Origin of the sequence: Kosakonia sp. PSU_27, from assembly GCF_039409795.1 — a bacterium.
In the GTDB taxonomy this organism is placed as follows: domain Bacteria; phylum Pseudomonadota; class Gammaproteobacteria; order Enterobacterales; family Enterobacteriaceae; genus Kosakonia.
The window spans coordinates 651,489-669,913 of record NZ_JBCIVK010000001.1 but is presented as its reverse complement, the minus strand read 5'-3'; the positions used below and the strand labels follow the sequence as shown (position 1 = coordinate 669,913).

Below are 18,425 nucleotides of genomic sequence, written 5' to 3'. Positions count from 1 at the left end.
GAAGAGGGAAGGAACAAAGAGTTCACAATCATCTGACCAATTGTACGAAACAGCACAATTCTGTTTGCGGTCGTGGCCGCCCGCCACGGCGTGACACTTTGTCGGCAGTTCAACAAGCTGTCGCGTCCACTGTCTTATTCCACGCAATCCATTTCCAGCCCCGGTGACTAATTGCTTGTATTCACTGAAATAACTGAGATGGCACAGGCTGTGCAATAGCCAGGGCATCACCACCTCTAAGAACCGAGGAACGAGCAATGTCCGGAAAGATGAAAACGATGGATGGCAACGCAGCGGCAGCCTGGATCTCCTATGCCTTTACTGATGTCGCGGCGATTTACCCGATTACGCCCTCCACGCCGATGGCGGAAAACGTCGATGAATGGGCTGCGGCGGGCAAAAAAAACCTGTTTGGCCAGCCGGTGCGTTTAATGGAGATGCAGTCGGAAGCGGGGGCGGCTGGCGCGGTCCACGGCGCGCTTCAGGCCGGAGCGCTCACCACCACCTACACCGCGTCGCAGGGATTGTTATTGATGATCCCTAACTTGTACAAAATTGCCGGTGAACTGCTACCCGGCGTGTTTCACGTGAGCGCGAGGGCGCTGGCGACAAATTCGCTGAACATTTTCGGCGATCATCAGGATGTGATGGCGGTGCGCCAGTGCGGCTGCGCGATGCTGGCCGAGAGCAATGTCCAGCAGGTAATGGATCTCTCGGCGGTGGCGCATCTGTCGGCAATCAAAGGTCGTGTGCCGTTTATCAACTTTTTCGACGGGTTTCGTACTTCGCACGAGATCCAGAAAATCGAGGTGCTGGAGTATGACGAACTCGCGCCGCTGCTGGATAACGATGCGCTGAACCGCTTTCGCCGCAATGCGCTGAACCCGGAACATCCGGTGATCCGCGGGACGGCGCAAAACCCGGATATCTACTTTCAGGCGCGCGAAGCGGCTAATCGCTATTACGATGCCTTGCCGGAAATTGTCGAAAACTATATGGCGGAAATCTTTGCCCTCACCGGGCGCGAATACCATTTGTTTGATTACTACGGTGCGGAAGATGCCGAACAAATCATTGTGGCGATGGGGTCGGTGTGCGACACCATTTCGGATGTCGTGGACGCCCTTTGCGATAGCGGTGAAAAAGTCGGCCTGCTGACGGTGCATCTGTTTCGCCCGTTTTCGCTGGCGCATTTCTTTGCCCGGATCCCGTCCAGCGTGAAACGCATCGCGGTGCTCGATCGCACCAAAGAGCCGGGTGCGCAGGCCGAGCCGTTATGTCTGGATGTGAAAAATGCCTTTTACCACCACGATAACGCGCCGTTAATTGTCGGCGGTCGCTACGGGCTGGGCGGTAAAGATGTGCTGCCGGGAGATATTGTCTCGGTGTTTGAAAACCTGAAAAAACCGCTGCCAAAAGATGGCTTTACGCTGGGTATTTTTGACGACATCACCCACACTTCGCTGCCGCTGCCTGCCTGGGACGTGCAGGTTTCACGCGAGGGGATCACCGCCTGTAAATTCTGGGGGCTGGGATCGGATGGCACTGTCAGCGCCAACAAAAGCGCGATTAAGATCATCGGTGACAACACACCGATGTATGCGCAAGCCTATTTTGCCTATGACTCGAAAAAATCGGGCGGCATTACCGTGTCGCATCTGCGTTTTGGCGAACGGCCCATCACCTCGCCCTATCTGATTAATAAAGCTGACTTTATTGCCTGCTCGCAGCAATCGTATGTCGATAAATATGATCTGCTGGAAGGGTTAAACCCCGGCGGGACATTTCTGCTCAACTGTACCTGGTTTGGCGAAGAGCTGGAGGCGCGGCTGCCCAACGCGATGAAGCGCTACATTGCGCGCCAGGGCGTGCGCTTTTACACCCTCAACGCGGTGGACATCGCCCGCAGGCTGGGGTTGGGCGGGCGTTTTAATATGCTGATGCAGGCGGCGTTTTTTAAACTGGCGGGCATTATCGAACCCCAAACGGCGTCGCGTTATCTGAAGCAGGCCGTTGAGAAATCTTACGGGCGGAAAGGGCAGAAAGTGGTGGATATGAACAATGCCGCCATCGATCTTGGCATGGAGGCGCTGCAGGAAGTGATGGTGCCGGAGCGCTGGGCATGGCTGGAAGATAATGCCAGTGAGGATACGCGCCTGATGCCGGACTTTATTCGCGATATTCTTGAGCCAATGAATCGCCAGTGCGGCGACAAACTGCCGGTCAGCGCCTTTATGGGCCGGGAAGATGGCTCGTTCCCACCCGGCACCGCCGCCTGGGAGAAACGCGGTATCGCCCTGCAGGTGCCGGTCTGGAACCCTGAAGGCTGCACCCAGTGCAATCAATGTGCGTTTATTTGCCCGCATGCGGCGGTGCGCCCGGCGCTGCTGGATGAGGCCGAGCGGCAAGCCGCGCCGCCTGCGCTGTTGAGCAAACCGGCGCAGGGAGCGAAAGGGTATGAATACCATCTGGCGATTTCGCCGCTGGATTGTTCCGGGTGCGGTAACTGTGCGGATATCTGCCCGGCGAAAGGCAAGGCGCTGACCATGCAACCGCTGGAGAGCCAGCGGGCGATGGTTCCTGTCTGGGATCATGCGGTAGGTCTATCGCCCAAAGCCAATCCCTTCAGCAAAACGACCGTTAAAGGCAGCCAGTTTGAAACACCGCTGCTGGAGTTTTCCGGCGCGTGTGCCGGGTGCGGAGAGACGCCGTATGCGCGGCTGGTCACGCAACTGTTTGGCGACCGCATGATGATCGCCAATGCCACAGGCTGCTCGTCAATCTGGGGGGCCAGCGCGCCGTCCATTCCGTGGACGACAAACCATAAAGGCCAGGGGCCGGCGTGGGCGAACTCGTTGTTTGAAGATAACGCCGAGTATGGCCTTGGCATGATGCTGGGCGGTCGCGCATTACGCGAACAGATCGCCAGCGATGCGCGAAAAGCGCTGGAATTACCGCTTGGCGCAGACCTTGAGCAGGCGCTGCGCCAGTGGCTGGAGCATAAAGATCTCGGCGACGGGACGCAGGCGCGCGCCGGGCAGCTCAGCGCGTTACTTGAACAGCAGAAGGGGGATGACCCGCTGCTCAACCGGCTGTATCAAAACCGCGACTATTTCGCCAAGCGATCGCAGTGGATTTTTGGCGGCGACGGCTGGGCCTATGACATTGGCTTCGGCGGGCTGGATCATGTGCTGGCCTCCGGCGAGGACGTCAATATTCTGGTGTTTGATACCGAGGTTTACTCCAATACCGGCGGGCAGTCGTCAAAATCAACCCCTGCGGCGGCCATCGCCCGATTTGCCGCTGAAGGCAAGCGGACGCGCAAAAAAGATCTCGGCATGATGGCGGTTAACTACGGCAATGTGTATGTCGCGCAGGTGGCGATGGGTGCCGATAAAGCCCAGACATTGCGGGCGATTGCCGAGGCGGAAGCCTGGCCCGGACCGTCGCTGGTGATTGCCTATGCCGCATGCATCAACCACGGCCTGAAAACCGGTATGGGATGCAGTATGCGCGAGGCGAAACGGGCGGTCGACGCGGGTTACTGGCATTTATGGCGCCATAATCCGCAACTGCTGGAAAAAGGGAAAAACCCGTTTATTCTCGACTCCGACGAGCCGGAAGAGGATTTTCGCGAGTTTCTGCTCGGCGAAGTGCGCTATGCCTCGCTCGAGCGCATCTCGCCATCACTGTCCGAACAGCTATTTGCACAAACTGAACAGGATGCGAAGCAGCGTTTTGCCCGCTATCAGCGGCTGGCGGGAGAGTAAGGTGCTGAAGCCCGGTGGCGTCGCTACCGGGCTGATAGACACCCGTAGCCGGTATGGCGAATAACGCAGAGAACATTTTCACGCCCGCACACATTGTCGATGGCGAGTGGGATCATCCACGCTAATTTTCCCCATGAATTGACAGCCAGAAGGGGTGTTTCAATCCTGTACATCAGCCCCTTACTGGAACTGTTTATGAACGCGAAAACCCACCTGAGTTAGCGATCAGCAACGTTATATTTTCAGCACGAATTGACAGGCCGAACGGGCGTTTCAATACTAAACAGGAACTCTTTACCGGAACTGTTTATGAACGACGAAACCTCGCCTGCGTTTGTCATCCGCAATTTTAACCATATCGAAATGGAAAACTTCGTGCGCCCGCCGCTGTATGAATCACTCGGCGGCTCGCTGACCAAAGGCACCCTCGCCAGTAAACTCGGCGCGTCGATCGATATTTTGCCACCGGGCAAACGTGCCTGTCCGTTTCATCTGCATCACGCGCAGGAAGAGATGTTTATTGTGCTGAACGGCAACGGTACGTTGCGCATCGGCGATGAAGAACGGCCCATCCAGGAAGGGGATGTTATCTGCATTCCGCCAGGCAAAGCGTGGCCGCACCAGATTATCAATACCTCTGAACAACCGCTGCGTTATATCTCGATTAGCACTATGGAAAGCCCGGAAATCTGCGAATACCCGGACGCCGATAAATTCCTCGCGAGAGCACGTACAAACGGCCGGGATGACTTCCGGCGCGTCGAATTTCGCGGTGCAGGTGTGGATTACTGGGAAGGCGAGCCGTGAAAACCATCGCCCCGGCGCGAAGGGAAAACCGGCGCATGGGCGATACCCGCTACAGGCTGACAAAATGGCTAACGCGGGTATCACCGCGCAGTTCGTGAATGAGAAGTGCAGGTGGATCGCTTACCGCCGGGATGTGCTGAGCATTGAGCATCAGCGGGTTCGCCGGGCAGATGGAGCCGCAAAGATACGCCGGGATACCGGCAAAGGTGGCGGACATCGCGCGGTGGACGTGGCCGGCGCACAGCGCCAGCGGCGGATGCGGTAAGCGCGCCAGCAGTTGCGCCAGTGCCTCGCCGCCATCACACATGGCGTTATCCAGCGGGGCAATGCCGCTCGGGAAAAGGTGCTGGTGCAAAAAGACCATCGCCGGTTGCGGCTGCGCGCGCAGCGCCGCTTCCAGCCAGTGCAGATGTGGGCGGATATCGCCCCGGCTTTCACCGGTTACGGTCACATCCACGCCAATCACCGGCACGTTATTTATGTGCTCATGAAAATGCAGCGCGTCATGCGCAGATCGGTGAGCAAAAGCGGCCAGATTTTCACACATCCCGGTTTTATCATCGGCATTGCCGGGCAGGATCAGCGAGCGGCACGCCAGACGCTGTAATGCGTGGTCAATGGCGCGATAGCCTGCCCCCCAGCCGTCATCAGTTAAATCACCGCTCACCACCAGCAGATCGGGTTTAAGCTCAAGCAACCAGTCGATGGCGCGCTGCAGGCGCTGCAGATTGTCATTATCCGGCGCGGCATGAATATCGCTCAGTTGGGCAATCAGCATTCTCTCTCCGGGTTATCCGTTTTCACCGTCAAAGCGTAGCCTAACCAGGCTCACTGTAAAAACGGCATAAGTGACTGCATTGATGGTGTGGTATATGGCTCCGGCGACTGGGATCTGCCGGACGGCAGGTGCGATTTCCGCCTGGATCTGCACACCGGACAGTTAATTAACGACTGAGCGTTACAGCATGGCTTCGTTGGCCTCACGGATGGCGGCGATAAACGCCTTCAACGTCGCCGGTATTTGCCGGTGACCGGAATAATAGAGACATAAACCAGCAATCGGCGGGCTGAACGGCGACAACACCTGTTGTGCCAGCCCGTTGTTGATCGCCTCGCGGGCATAAGGTTCGGGGACATAAGCAATGCCGAAGCCTTTTACCACCGCCTCGACCATCAGCGCGCTGTTATCAAGACATAAATTGCCGGGCACGTTGAGCGTCAGCGGCTTGCCATGTTGCACAAACTCCCAGCGATAACGTTTTCCGCTCGGCAAACGCTGGGCGATACAGCGGTGGCGCAAAAGATCTGCCGGGCTTTGCGGTATACCCGCGCTGTGCAGATATTGCGGCGAGGCGATGGCGATAAAGCGGATCGGCCCGCCGAACGGTACCGCAATCATATCGAGCGGTACGGACTCCGCCAGCCGCACGCCCGCATCAAACCCTTCGGCGACGATATCCACCAGCCGTCCTTCGGTGACAATATCCAGCACCACCTGCGGGTGCGCCTGTAAAAAACCGTCAACCACGTGCGCCAGCAGCCAGCGCGCACCACCTTCATTGGCGTTAATGCGCAGCGTGCCGTGCAGCTCCTGCGGGCGAAAGCGGGTGGCATCCAGCGCCATATCTAACTGGTTGAGCAGGGGATCAATGCGCTGCAACAACGCCGCGCCTTCTTCCGTCAGCGAAACACTGCGGGTTGTACGATGTAACAGGCGCACGCCAAGCTGGCTTTCCAGCCCGCGCATAGCGTGGCTCAGCGAGGAACGGGACACTCCCAGTTCATTGGCAGCTTGTTGAAAGCTGCGGTGCTGCGCGACCAGCAGGAATGCTTTTAAATCTGCGAGAGTGACATTTTTCATTGTTGAGTATTTTTCACCGCTGCATGCCGATTGGTGCGTCTTATCATAGCAGTGCCGGTTGCTTACGCTATCCACTCACCGGAATACATGTGGAGGTATTTATGACGACATGGCTGATTACCGGCGCTTCGTCCGGGCTGGGATTACTGATGACGCAAACGCTGCTGGCGCGCGACGACCGCGTGGTGGCCTGTGTACGGCGCGCGGACGCGCTGAATGCATTACAGGCGCAATATGCGTCGCGGCTGCACGTCAGCTGTTTTGATATGACCGACAGCGCGGCGCTGCGCCGCGAAGTGGATGCCGCGTTTACCACTTTTGGTGTGATTGAACGGGTGGTAAGCAACGCCGGCTACGGCTTGTTTGGCGCGGCAGAAGAGGTCAGCGATGCGCAAATTGAGCGGCAGATCGCTACCAATCTTACCGGCTCCATTCAGTTAGTGCGTGCCGTATTACCGTGGCTGCGCGCGCAGCGCGGCGGGCGGATTGTGCAGGTCTCTTCGGAAGGCGGCCAGGTAGCGTACCCCAATTTCAGCCTTTACCACGCCAGTAAGTGGGGTATTGAAGGCTTTCTGGAATCGGTGGCGCAGGAGGTGAAACCGTTTGGTGTCGATATTGTGATTGCCGAGCCCGGCCCAACGCAAACCGGCTTCGGTGCCGGGCTCGATCACGCCACGCCGCTCGCGGTCTATGACGATACGCCTGCGGGCGAGGTGCGCCGGGGGATCGCCAACGGCAGTTTTGACATAAAAGGCGATGCGCAGCGCACAGTTGATGCAATTATCGCAGCGGCAGATGCCCCCGCGCCGCCGTTCCGGGTGCCACTGGGCAGCCTTGCCTGGGCGCACCTGGTGGCATCGCTCCGCGCCCGATTAGCGGAAATTGAGCGCCAGCGCGATGTGGCGTATTCCGCCGACCGGGATTAAAACGACAACAGCGGTTTGGCTATCCGGCCTGGCGTCTGATACAGCGTGATAGCCTGCCGCCACTGCTGAAAATCTGTCAGCGTGACCTCGCTCACGGGTGTTATGCGCAGCCGCTGCCAGAGTGTGCAAAACGCCTGCTGCCAGCTATCTGCCGTCATCGCGTCGAGATAGTTACGCACATGGAACCAGTGGACCGCGGGTAAGCGCTGGCGGATGCTGAATGGCTGCCCGGAGAGCAAACCGTAGCTGATAAATTGCCCCGTTTTCGGCATTGATTGCAGCAGCGTTTCTGCCAGTGTGCCGCCGGTGGCGTCATAAATAACGCTGGCTTTCCCCGCCGCCCGTTTGATGGCGGTGCTGTCCGTATCGGCCAGCGGTATCACGCCGCAGGCCGCCAGGCGGCTGGCATGAATGGCGGAACGATAAATACCGGTCACGCTTTTCGCCCCCTGAAGCCTGGCCCACTGCGCAAGGTAACCGGCGCAGTCAGAACCCGCCGCGGTGACCAGCACATGTTGGCCGTGAGCCGGGTAACGTTCCAGCATCATCTGCGCGGCCAGCGGATTGATGTAGGCGCGGGCGGCGAGCGTATCGTCAATATCATCCGGCACCGGCACAACCAGCTCCGCCGGGCAATCAACATACTGCTGCCAGGTGCCCTGACCGCGCAGCGGCAACACACGTTTGCCCAGCAGATGCGCGTCTGACCCGGACGTTTCTGTTACCACGCCCACGCCTTCATAACCCGCGACGGCGGGCAGGGTGATGCGGTGGCTGTAGGCGCCGGTGACCGGGATCACATCTGAGGCATTCACCGGCGCAAGGCGCATTTTGACGCGAACCTGTCCTGCCGGAAGCGGTGCCAGCGCGGTGGTTTCAGTTTGCAGAACAGTCTGCGGTTCGCCGAAACTTCTGTACACTAACGCGGTGTTATACATGATGCCCACTCGTGATGTTGCTCTGTCTGAACAAGGATTATACCTATGTTTTTCCCAGTGAAATCAATCTGTTCTTTACTGCTATTGAGCGCGTTTGCCGCCAGCGCCGCCAATATTGATAACGCCACGCTGACGGCGGTGGCTCGCCTGCAGGAAGAACATTTAGGCGCACGCATCGGCATTGCGGTAGTGGATACCGCCAGCGGTGAGACGGTGAGCTACCGCGGCGATGAGCGTTTTCCGCTTAACAGCACCCACAAAGCGCTGCTGTGCGGCGCGTTGCTGAGCAAGGCCGACAAAGGCGAACTGGCGTTAAATGAGACCACTCAGTTTGCGCAAAGCGAGCTGGTGACCTGGTCGCCGGTGACCAGCAAGTTTGTTGCGCCTGCTTCGATGAGCTGGCAGCAACTGTGCAGCGCGGCAATCACTGAAAGTGACAACACGGCGGCAAATGTGCTGGCGAAAAAGCTGGGCGGACCGGCAGCGGTGACGCGTTTCTTTGCTGATTCAGGTGACAGTGTCACGCGACTCGATCGCGCGGAACCTGAACTCAACAGCGCCGTGCCGGGCGATTTGCGCGATACCACCACGCCGCTGGCTGTCAGCCACACGCTGCAAAAGCTGGCGCTCGGCGAGCTATTAACGCCGCGTTCGCGCGCGCAACTGGTGCAGTGGATGAAAGAGGATAAAGTCGCCGATGCGCTGCTGCGTTCCACGTTGCCAAAAGGCTGGGTGATTGGCGATAAAACCGGGGCGGGCGATTATGGTTCGCGTTCGATTATCAGTATTGTCTGGCCGAAAAAAGGCGCGCCTCGTATTGTATCTATTTATATAACGGATACTAAAGCGACAATGGCGCAAAGTAATGACGCCATTGCCCGCATCGGCAAAGCCATATTCAGCGCGACGAAGTAATAAAAAGGGCAGAGAGAAAAATCTCTGCCACTTATTTTAGTTAAATAACTTCCTGCCCCAAATTACCCGCAAAAATAACCATAAATGGATAATGGTTAAGTGTTGAGAATATCCTTATAATCTCCGTCCCTTTTCATGTCTTAAGTTTAAGCTGGAGGACAAATGGAGCTCAACCGGAGGCAGTTCTTTCGGATCTGCGCGGGCGGTCTGGCAGGAAGCACTGTCGCATCTCTCGGATTTTTATCTTCTTTTTCCGTTCACGCGGAAACCCGTCAATATAAACTCTTAAAAGCAAAAGAGACACGAAATAACTGCACCTATTGTTCAGTCGGCTGCGGCATGCTGATGTACAGCCTCGGTGATAATGCGAAAAATGTCAGTGAAAGTATTTATCACATTGAAGGCGACGCCGATCATCCGGTGAGCCGGGGTTCATTGTGCCCGAAAGGCGCTGGCGTTCTGGACTATATTCACAGCGAAAATCGTTTATTACATCCGCAATATCGCGCGCCGGGTTCCGATAAATGGCAGCGAATTAGCTGGGATGAAGCAATTGATAAAATTGCGCGGTTAATGAAAAAAGATCGCGATGAAAACTTTATTGAAAAAAATGCGCAGGGCGTAACGGTCAATCGCTGGACCACTACCGGCATGCTCTGTTCTTCCGCCGCCAGTAATGAGACCGGCATTCTTGACGGCAAATTTACCCGTGCGCTGGGCATGGTGGCGATCGACTGTCAGGCGCGGTTGTGCCACGGCCCGACCGTTTCCGCGCTGGCACCGACCTTTGGCCGCGGCGCGATGACCAATAACTGGGTGGACATCAAAAACGCCAACGTGGTGCTGATCATGGGCGGTAACGCCGCCGAAGCGCACCCGGTCGGCTTTAAGTGGGTGGTGGAAGCGCAAACCAAAAACAACGCCACCGTGATGGTCGTCGATCCGCGCTTTAACCGCAGTGCGGCGGTGGCCGATTTCTATGCGCCGATCCGCGCCGGTTCCGACACCGCGTTTTTGCTTGGCGCGATCCGCTATCTGATTGAACATGACCAGATCCAGCATGAATATGTGCGCCACTACACCAATGCCAGCCTGATTATTCGCGAAGATTACGCCTTTAACGACGGCCTGTTCAGCGGCTACGACGGGCAAAAACGCCAGTACGACAAATCAAGCTGGTTCTACCAACTCGACGCCCAGGGCAATGCGTTGCGCGACGAGACGCTGAGCCATCCGCGCTGCGTGTGGAACTTGCTGAAAGCCCACGTTGCGCGCTACACCCCGGAAATGGTCAGCCGCCTGTGCGGCACCACGGTAAAAGATTTCACCCATGTTTGCTCGGTGCTCGGCAGCACCAGCGTGCCGAACCGTACCGCTACCATTCTTTATGCGCTGGGCTGGACGCACCACTCGGCCGGGGCGCAGATCATTCGCGCGGCGGGGATGCTGCAACTGCTGCTCGGTAATATCGGTATGGCGGGCGGCGGCGTGAACGCGCTGCGGGGCCACTCGAATATTCAGGGCTATACCGACTTAGGCCTGCTGTCGACCAACCTGCCGGGTTATATGCCGCTGCCGTCCGAGAAACAGCCGGATTACCAGACCTATATTTCGCAAATCACCCCGCCGTCACTGGGGGTGAACGAAGTGAACTACTGGCAGAACACGCCGAAGTTTTTCATCAGCATGATGAAGAGTTTCTGGGGCGATCGCGCCACGGCGGAGAACAACTGGGGTTACGACTGGCTGCCGAAGTGGGATCGTCTCTACGATGTGATGACCCAGGCCGAGCTGATGCTCGAAGGCAAAATCAACGGTTATATCGTGCAGGGGTTCAACCCGCTGGCGGCTTTCCCGGATAAGAACAAGTCATCACGCGCGCTGGCGAAACTGAAATACATGGTGGTTATCGATCCGCTGGCGACTGAATCCTCCACCTTCTGGCAGAACCACGGCGAGATGAACGACGTCAATCCGGCGGAAATTCAGACCGAGGTGTTCCGTCTGCCATCCTCCTGCTTTGCTGAAGAGGACGGTTCCATCGCCAACTCCGGGCGCTGGTTGCAATGGCACTGGGCCGCCGCCGAGCCGCCGGGAGAGGCATTGCACGACGCCAAAATCCTGGGACGCCTGTTTATACGCCTGCGCGAGTTGTATCAGGCCGAAGGCGGAGCCAACCCGGAACCGCTGCTGAACATGTCCTGGGATTATAACGATCCGTACGATCCGCATCCGGAAGAGGTGGCTCGCGAAGCCAACGGTAAAGCGCTGCGCGATCTGTATGACGACAAAGGCACGCTGATTGCCAAAAAAGGCGAGCAGTTAAGCAGCTTTGCGCAACTGCGCGATGACGGCTCCACCAGCAGCTTCTGCTGGGTGTACTGCGGTAGCTGGACGGAGCGCGGAAACCAGATGGCGAACCGTGATAACAGCGATCCGTACGGGCTGGGCTGTACGCCGGGCTGGGCGTGGTCATGGCCGGCGAACCGCCGCATTCTTTACAACCGCGCCTCTGCCGATCCGGCGGGTAAACCGTGGGATGCGAAGCGCGCACTGCTGCACTGGGATGGTCAGCGCTGGACAGGTATGGACGTTGCCGATTACAGCCAGGCTGCGCCAGGCAGCAATGTCGGGCCGTTTATCATGAACCCGGAAGGCGTGGCGCGCCTGTTCTCCATCGACAAGATGAACGACGGCCCGTTCCCGGAACACTACGAGCCGATTGAATCGCCAATTGGCACCAACCCGCTGCACCCGGAAGTGGTTTCCAGCCCGGTAGCGCGTATTTTCGCCGCCGACAACGCCAATATGGGCAAAGCGGATGCTTTCCCGTATGTCGCCACCACCTACTCAATAACCGAGCTGTTCCGCCACTGGACGAAACATGCCCGCCTTAATGCCATCGCGCAGCCGGATCAGTTCGTTGAGATTGGCGAAGCGCTGGCAAAAGAGAAGGGCATTCTCGCCGGCGACGACGTGAAGGTGATGTCGAAACGCGGTTTTATCAAAGCCAAAGCGGTGGTCACGAAGCGTTTGCAAACCCTGACCATTGACGGTCGCCGGGTCGACACCGTCGGCATTCCGTGCCACTGGGGTTTTGAAGGGGCCACGCGTAAAGGCTTCCTTGCTAACACGCTGACGCCATCGGTGGGCGACGCTAACTCGCAGACGCCGGAATACAAGGCGTTTTTGGTCAATATTGAGAAGGCGTAAGGAAGCGAAACCATGTCCATGCAATCACAAGACATTATTAAACGTTCAGCGACCAACGGTTTTACGCCGCCGCCGCAGGCACGGGATTTCCGGGCCGAAGTGGCAAAGCTGATTGATGTGTCCACCTGTATCGGCTGTAAAGGCTGTCAGGTGGCCTGTTCCGAGTGGAACGATATCCGCGATGAGGTGGGGTATTGCGCCGGGGTGTATGACAACCCGCTCGATTTAAGCGCCAAATGCTGGACGGTGATGCGCTTTAGCGAAACCGAGCAGAACGGCAAGCTGGAGTGGCTGATCCGCAAAGATGGCTGTATGCACTGCGCGGAGCCGGGCTGCCTGAAAGCCTGCCCGTCGGCGGGCGCGATCATTCAGTACGCCAACGGGATTGTCGATTTCCAGTCGGAGCACTGCATTGGCTGCGGCTACTGCATTGCCGGTTGCCCGTTCAACGTGCCGCGTCTCAACCCGGACGATAACCGGGTCTACAAATGCACGCTCTGTGTCGATCGCGTCAGCGTCGGCCAGGAGCCCGCGTGTGTGAAAACCTGCCCGACCGGGGCGATTCATTTTGGTACCAAAGCCGAGATGCTGGAGCTTGGCGAGCAGCGCGTGGCACAGTTGCAAAAACGCGGTTACGTCAACGCGGGGGTATACAACCCGCAGGGCGTGGGCGGTACGCATGTGATGTATGTGCTGCATCATGCCGACCAGCCGGGGCTGTATCACAACCTGCCTGCGGAACCGAAAATCGATGTGCCGGTTAATGTGTGGAAAGGCATCCTCAAGCCGCTCTCCGCCGCCGGGTTTATCGCCACCTTTGCCGGTCTGCTGTTCCACTACATCGGCGTAGGGCCGAACAAAGAGACGGATGACGATGAAGAGGAGCACGACCATGAATAAAAGCAAAATGATCCTGCGCACCAAATTTATCGACCGGGCGTGCCACTGGACGGTGGTGATCTGCTTTTTCCTGGTGGCGTTATCCGGTATCGCGCTCTTTTTCCCGACGCTGCACTGGCTGACGCAAACCTTCGGCACACCGCAGATGGGGCGCATTCTGCACCCGTTCTTTGGCGTGCTGATCTTTCTGATCCTGATGTTTATGTTCGTGCGCTTTGTGCACCACAACATTCCGGACAAGAAAGATCTGCCGTGGCTGAAAAACATTGTTGAGGTGCTAAAAGGCAACGAGCACAAGGTGGCGGATGTCGGCAAATATAACGCCGGGCAAAAAATGATGTTCTGGACCATCATGAGCATGATTTCGCTGCTGCTGGCGACGGGCGTGGTGATCTGGCGACCGTACTTTGCCCACTTTTTCCCCATCTGGCTGATTCGCTGGTGTTTGCTGGCGCATGCCACCAGCGCCATTATCCTGATGCTCGCCATCCTGGTGCACATGTATATGGCGTTCTGGGTGAAAGGGTCGATCAAAGGCATGATTGAAGGCAACGTGAGCCGCCGCTGGGCGAAGAAGCACCATCCGCGCTGGTATCGCGAAGTCGAAGCCGCAGAAGAAAAACAACAGCAGTAACGCAACTCACCGCCCGGTATGCGCGTGCATGACCGGGCGGCCCGCCAATGGCTTTGCAGATTATCGACTATGATTGTTCTTCGTGACATCGTGGAGAGGTAATTGCATGGCGTCGAAATCGTTTTGTAAAAGCTGGGGAGCCGAATACCTCGCGAATGGTCGCGTGCGTTTTCGGTTATGGGCCACCGGGCAGCAGCAGGTTTCACTGCGTTTACCGGCTGGCGAATTGCCAATGCAACGCCTTGATGACGGCTGGTTTGAACTGACCGTCGATAATATCGCCGTTGGTACGGCGTACCAGTATCTCCTGAGCAACGGCATGGCGGTTCCCGATCCCGCCTCGCGCGCGCAGGCCGCCGACGTTAACGGTCCTTCACTGGTCGTCGACCCGGATCATTACGTCTGGCAACACCCGCAGTGGCAGGGCCGCCCGTGGGCAGAATCCATAGTCTATGAGCTGCATATCGGGACATTCACTCCGCAGGGAACGTTTCGCGCGGCGATGGAAAAATTGCCGCACCTCGCGCAACTCGGCATCACCATGATAGAAGTGATGCCCGTTTCCCAGTTTGGCGGCAATCGCGGCTGGGGCTATGACGGCGTGCTGCTTTATGCGCCGCACTCGGCTTACGGCACGCCGGATGATTTTAAAGCCTTCATCGACGCGGCTCATGGCTACGGCCTTTCAGTGGTGCTGGATATTGTGCTCAACCACTTTGGCCCGGAAGGCAACTATTTGCCCGCGCTGTCGCCGGATTTTTTCCACGCCGAACGCCAGACGCCGTGGGGGCCGGGCATCGCGTATGACGTTGACGCCGTGCGGCGTTATATCGTTGAAGCGCCGCTCTACTGGCTCAACGAATACAACCTGGACGGGCTGCGATTTGATGCCATCGATCAGATTGAAGACAGCGCCGAGCCACCGGTGCTGGTGGAGATTGCCCGCCGTATTCGCGAGGAGATCACCGACCGGCCGGTGCATCTGACCACCGAAGATTGCCGCAATATTATTGCGCTGCATCCGCGTGAGCCGGATGGGCGTGCGCCGCTGTTTACCGCCGAGTGGAACGACGATCTGCACAATGCCGCGCATGTGTTTGCCACCGGCGAAACCCATGCCTATTACCAGGATTTTGCGGATAAGCCTGAAGTCTGGCTGGCGCGCGCGTTAACTGAAGGGTTTGCGTTTCAGGGGGAAGTTGCCCCGTCAACCGGTGAACCGCGCGGAGTGGACAGCCGTAACCAGCCGCCGGTGGCGTTTGTCGATTTTATCCAGAACCACGATCAGACCGGCAACCGCGCCCAGGGCGAGCGGCTCATCACGCTGGCGGGCGAGGAGAGAACGCGCGTGCTGCTCGGCGCACTGCTCTTTTCCCCGCATATTCCGCTGCTGTTTATGGGCGAAGAGTATGGCGAAACCAATCCTTTCCTGTTCTTTACCGATTTTCACGGCGATCTGGCGCGCGCCGTGCGTGAAGGGCGCGCGCGGGAATTCCAGGGCCATGCGGGACATGAGGGGGAAGCGGTTCCCGATCCGAACGCGCCTGAAACCTTTACCCGTTCACAACTGGACTGGGCGAAAACGCAGCAGGAGACCGGCCAGCGCTGGCTGACGCAAACCCGCGACTGGCTGACGCTGCGCCAGAAATATGTGGTGCCGCTGCTGACAAATGCGCAGCGGCAAAATGGGGAAGTGATCGCCACCGCGCCGGGGTTTATCGCGGTCCGCTGGCGCTTCCCGCAGGGGACATTATCGCTGGCGCTCAATATTGGCGAAGCCTCGCAACCGTTGCCGGAACTACCCGGCAAAACGCTGGTGGCCTGGCCGCGCGGGCAGGATGACTTACCGCCGAACGCGTTCATTGTTCGTCTGGCTTTGGGAGAGGGAATGTGAATACGCCAACCGCCACTTACCGCTTGCAGTTTCGTAACGGAATGACGTTTGATCGCGCCGCGGCGCTGGTTCCGTATCTTAAACACCTTGGTATCAGCCACCTTTATGCTTCGCCCATTTTTACCGCTGCCAGTGGCTCCACCCACGGTTATGACGTCACTAACGCCAATGAGATCGATCCGACGCTTGGCGGGCGCGGCGGGTTTGACCGGCTGGTGAGTGCGTTAAAAAACGCCGGGCTGGGGCTGATTCTGGATATTGTGCCAAACCATATGGCCGCCTCGCTGGAAAACGCCTGGTGGCGCGATGTGATAGCCAAAGGCGAGAAAAGCCCGTATGCCCACCATTTCGACATCGACTGGTCGCGGCGGCTGACGCTGCCGTTTCTCGGTGATGATTTTGACACCGTGCTTGCAAACGGCGAGCTGGCGATCAAAGCCGATCCGCTGACCGGTGAACCGGCGCTGGCCTATTACGACAACTTTTATCCGCTGGTGGCAGAGAGCTGGCAAGGGCGGGAGCAGGCACTCATCGGCGAGACCGATCACACGCTAATCGCTGACATTCATGCGCAGCAGCCCTGGCGGTTAATGAGCTGGCGCGATGCGGCGAATGACCTCTCGTACCGACGCTTTTTTGAAATCACCGGCCTGGTTGGCGTGCGCGTGGAAGATGAAGCGGTATTTGATGATGCGCACCGGCTGATCCTTGAACTGGTGCACAGCGGCGCGGTGGACGGTTTGCGAATCGATCACGTTGACGGGCTGGCCGATCCGCAGGGGTATCTGACGCGCTTACGCCAGAAGGTGGGGCCTGAGTGTTACCTCACGGTGGAGAAGATCCTCGGCAAAGGCGAGCATCTTCCGGCGGACTGGCCGGTTTCCGGCACCACCGGGTATGAATTTATCGCTGCGCTGTCGGATGTGCTGGTCGATGACGCCAAGCTCGCTAACCTGCGCAAAGCCTACGACAGCGTTGCCGGGCGGCGCGTGAATATGCGCGAGGAGCTGCGCGACGCCAAGCTGCTGATGGTCGATCGTAACTTTAACGGCGAATTCAGCGTGCTGGTGTCGCTGGCGCTCACTATTGGTCACGCGGAAATCCCGGTGCCGCATGAGGACACGGTACGCCAGGCGCTGCGCGAACTGCTGATCGCTTTCCCGGTTTATCGCACCTATGGCACGGAACAGGGGCTACCGGAGGCTGACACCGCGCTGTTAAACAAGGTGGTGGAGAACGTTCAGCGCAGTCCGTATGCGCCGGACGCTGCCGCGCTCGATTTTGTGCGCCGCATTTTAGTCGGCGATGTGGCGAAAAGCGCGCTCGGTGCGGCGGCACGTTTTCGTACCCGCTTTCAGCAGCTTACCGGCCCGCTGATGGCGAAATCCGTCGAAGATACGCTCTTTTTCCGCCAGCATGTCGATCTGGCGCTTAACGAAGTCGGCGCGGAGCCACTACCGCGCACCTTTTCGCTCGATCGTTTCCACGCAGAGATGCAAACCCGGCTTGAGCGCCAGCCGGATGCGCTTTCCGGCACCTCAACCCATGACACCAAACGCGGGGAAGACGCCAGGGCGCGGCTCTATACCCTGACGGAAGCGCCCGAGCGCTGGGCCGATTGCGTGGCGCGCTGGCGGCAGATGAACCATAGCAAAGTGCAACTGCTGGACGATGGACACGCCCCGCGACCGATGGTGGCGTGGATGATCTATCAGGCGCTGGCGGGCGTCTGGCCGGTCAACTTACAAGCCGATGACGTGGAAGGTTTGCGTGCGCTGGAAGAGCGGTTTGTGGCATTTGTTGAAAAAGCGCTGCGCGAAGCGAAACAGCGTACTGACTGGATCGAGACTAACGACGCCTATGAACAGGCGGTGCTTGATTACGTGCGTCATTTGTTGTCGCCGGAGAATCGCGAGTTTTTAACCGATTTTACCGCCTCGCTACAGTCCTTTATTCGCGCAGGGCTGGTCAATAGCCTGACGCAAACGGTGATCAAACTGACGGCACCCGGCGTACCGGATATTTATCAGGGCAGCGAAGCGCTCAATTTCAGCCTGGTCGACCCGGATAACCGGCTGGAGCCGGATTACGCCGAGCTTGAACGCCTGCTGGTAGACGAAGAACAGGCCGATCCGCATTCGCAGGAGAGCTGGTCGAGCGGGCAGTTAAAGCAATTTTTCATCTACCGGCTGCTGCATTTACGCCAGCAGATGCCGTCGTTGTTCCGCCGGGGCGCTTATCTGCCGTTGACCGTTGCGGGTGAAGAGGCGGAGCACCTGATCGCCTTTGCGCGCGTGGAAAACGAGGATGCGTTAATTGTGCTCGCCCCGCGTCTGCTGTTCGATGCCATCGACGGCAGCCTGGCGGGCGCCAATATTGCCCTGCCGGCGGAACTAGCGAATCGGCGTTACCGGGACATACTCAGCTCAGAGGAGGTTTTTCTCACCGACAAAGTGAATCTGCGATCGATAGGCGGTTTCACCTTTGCGGTACTGGTCAGTGCATGATTGCGAAGAAAAGGGTGCGGTTCATCAATCGTTATGTCTGGTGAGACTTTACAGGCGATC

At 58.0% G+C, this 18,425-nt stretch carries 12 protein-coding genes; 9 read left to right on the top strand and 3 right to left on the bottom strand.

Going from position 1 to position 18,425, the window contains the following annotated elements; translation table 11 throughout:
• Positions 1-257: 257 nt before the first annotated feature.
• Both nifJ and AAIG26_RS03100 read left to right on the top strand, forming a co-directional pair.
• Positions 258-3,770, top strand: coding sequence for a pyruvate:ferredoxin (flavodoxin) oxidoreductase (gene nifJ / locus AAIG26_RS03105; protein ID WP_343179625.1), 3,513 nt, complete (start codon positions 258-260; stop codon positions 3,768-3,770).
• 309 nt (positions 3,771-4,079) lie between these two features.
• Complete coding sequence (locus AAIG26_RS03100) at positions 4,080-4,577, top strand: cupin domain-containing protein (RefSeq protein WP_016496127.1); 498 nt, start codon at positions 4,080-4,082, stop codon at positions 4,575-4,577.
• A 49-nt stretch (positions 4,578-4,626) separates the two neighbouring features.
• Here the strand turns inward: AAIG26_RS03100 and AAIG26_RS03095 are convergent, their stop codons facing one another.
• On the bottom strand, positions 4,627-5,355 hold the full coding sequence (locus tag AAIG26_RS03095; RefSeq protein WP_045508497.1) for a metallophosphoesterase: 729 nt from the start codon (positions 5,353-5,355) through the stop codon (positions 4,627-4,629).
• A 180-nt stretch (positions 5,356-5,535) separates the two neighbouring features.
• Positions 5,536-6,438, bottom strand: coding sequence for a LysR family transcriptional regulator (locus tag AAIG26_RS03090; RefSeq protein WP_045508496.1), 903 nt, complete (start codon positions 6,436-6,438; stop codon positions 5,536-5,538).
• Positions 6,439-6,539: 101 nt separating this feature from the next.
• On the opposite strand from AAIG26_RS03090, the gene AAIG26_RS03085 reads away from it, so the two are divergent.
• Complete coding sequence (locus AAIG26_RS03085) at positions 6,540-7,364, top strand: SDR family oxidoreductase (protein ID WP_343179624.1); 825 nt, start codon at positions 6,540-6,542, stop codon at positions 7,362-7,364.
• Here AAIG26_RS03085 and AAIG26_RS03080 read toward each other — a convergent pair.
• Positions 7,361-8,302: a zinc-dependent alcohol dehydrogenase family protein gene (locus tag AAIG26_RS03080; protein WP_343179623.1), complete on the bottom strand. Its 942-nt coding sequence runs from the start codon at positions 8,300-8,302 to the stop codon at positions 7,361-7,363. The genes AAIG26_RS03085 and AAIG26_RS03080 overlap by 4 nt on opposite strands.
• A gap of 45 nt (positions 8,303-8,347) precedes the next feature.
• Between AAIG26_RS03080 and bla the strand changes: the two genes are divergently transcribed.
• The 6 genes from bla to treY all read left to right on the top strand — a co-directional run bounded on the left by bla (position 8,348) and on the right by treY (position 18,365).
• On the top strand, positions 8,348-9,217 hold the full coding sequence (bla, locus tag AAIG26_RS03075) for a class A beta-lactamase (protein WP_343179622.1): 870 nt from the start codon (positions 8,348-8,350) through the stop codon (positions 9,215-9,217).
• A 162-nt stretch (positions 9,218-9,379) separates the two neighbouring features.
• Positions 9,380-12,430: a formate dehydrogenase-N subunit alpha gene (fdnG, locus tag AAIG26_RS03070; RefSeq protein WP_343179621.1), complete on the top strand. Its 3,051-nt coding sequence runs from the start codon at positions 9,380-9,382 to the stop codon at positions 12,428-12,430.
• Between the two features lie 12 nt (positions 12,431-12,442).
• Complete coding sequence (gene fdxH / locus AAIG26_RS03065) at positions 12,443-13,330, top strand: formate dehydrogenase subunit beta (RefSeq protein ID WP_343179620.1); 888 nt, start codon at positions 12,443-12,445, stop codon at positions 13,328-13,330.
• On the top strand, positions 13,323-13,964 hold the full coding sequence (gene fdnI, locus AAIG26_RS03060) for a formate dehydrogenase-N subunit gamma (RefSeq protein WP_016496119.1): 642 nt from the start codon (positions 13,323-13,325) through the stop codon (positions 13,962-13,964). Before fdxH ends, fdnI begins: the two co-directional genes overlap by 8 nt.
• A 106-nt stretch (positions 13,965-14,070) precedes the next feature.
• Positions 14,071-15,858: a malto-oligosyltrehalose trehalohydrolase gene (gene treZ / locus AAIG26_RS03055; RefSeq protein ID WP_343179619.1), complete on the top strand. Its 1,788-nt coding sequence runs from the start codon at positions 14,071-14,073 to the stop codon at positions 15,856-15,858.
• Positions 15,855-18,365: a malto-oligosyltrehalose synthase gene (gene treY / locus AAIG26_RS03050; RefSeq protein ID WP_343179618.1), complete on the top strand. Its 2,511-nt coding sequence runs from the start codon at positions 15,855-15,857 to the stop codon at positions 18,363-18,365. The genes treZ and treY overlap by 4 nt, the downstream gene beginning before the upstream one ends.
• Positions 18,366-18,425 lie beyond the last annotated feature (60 nt).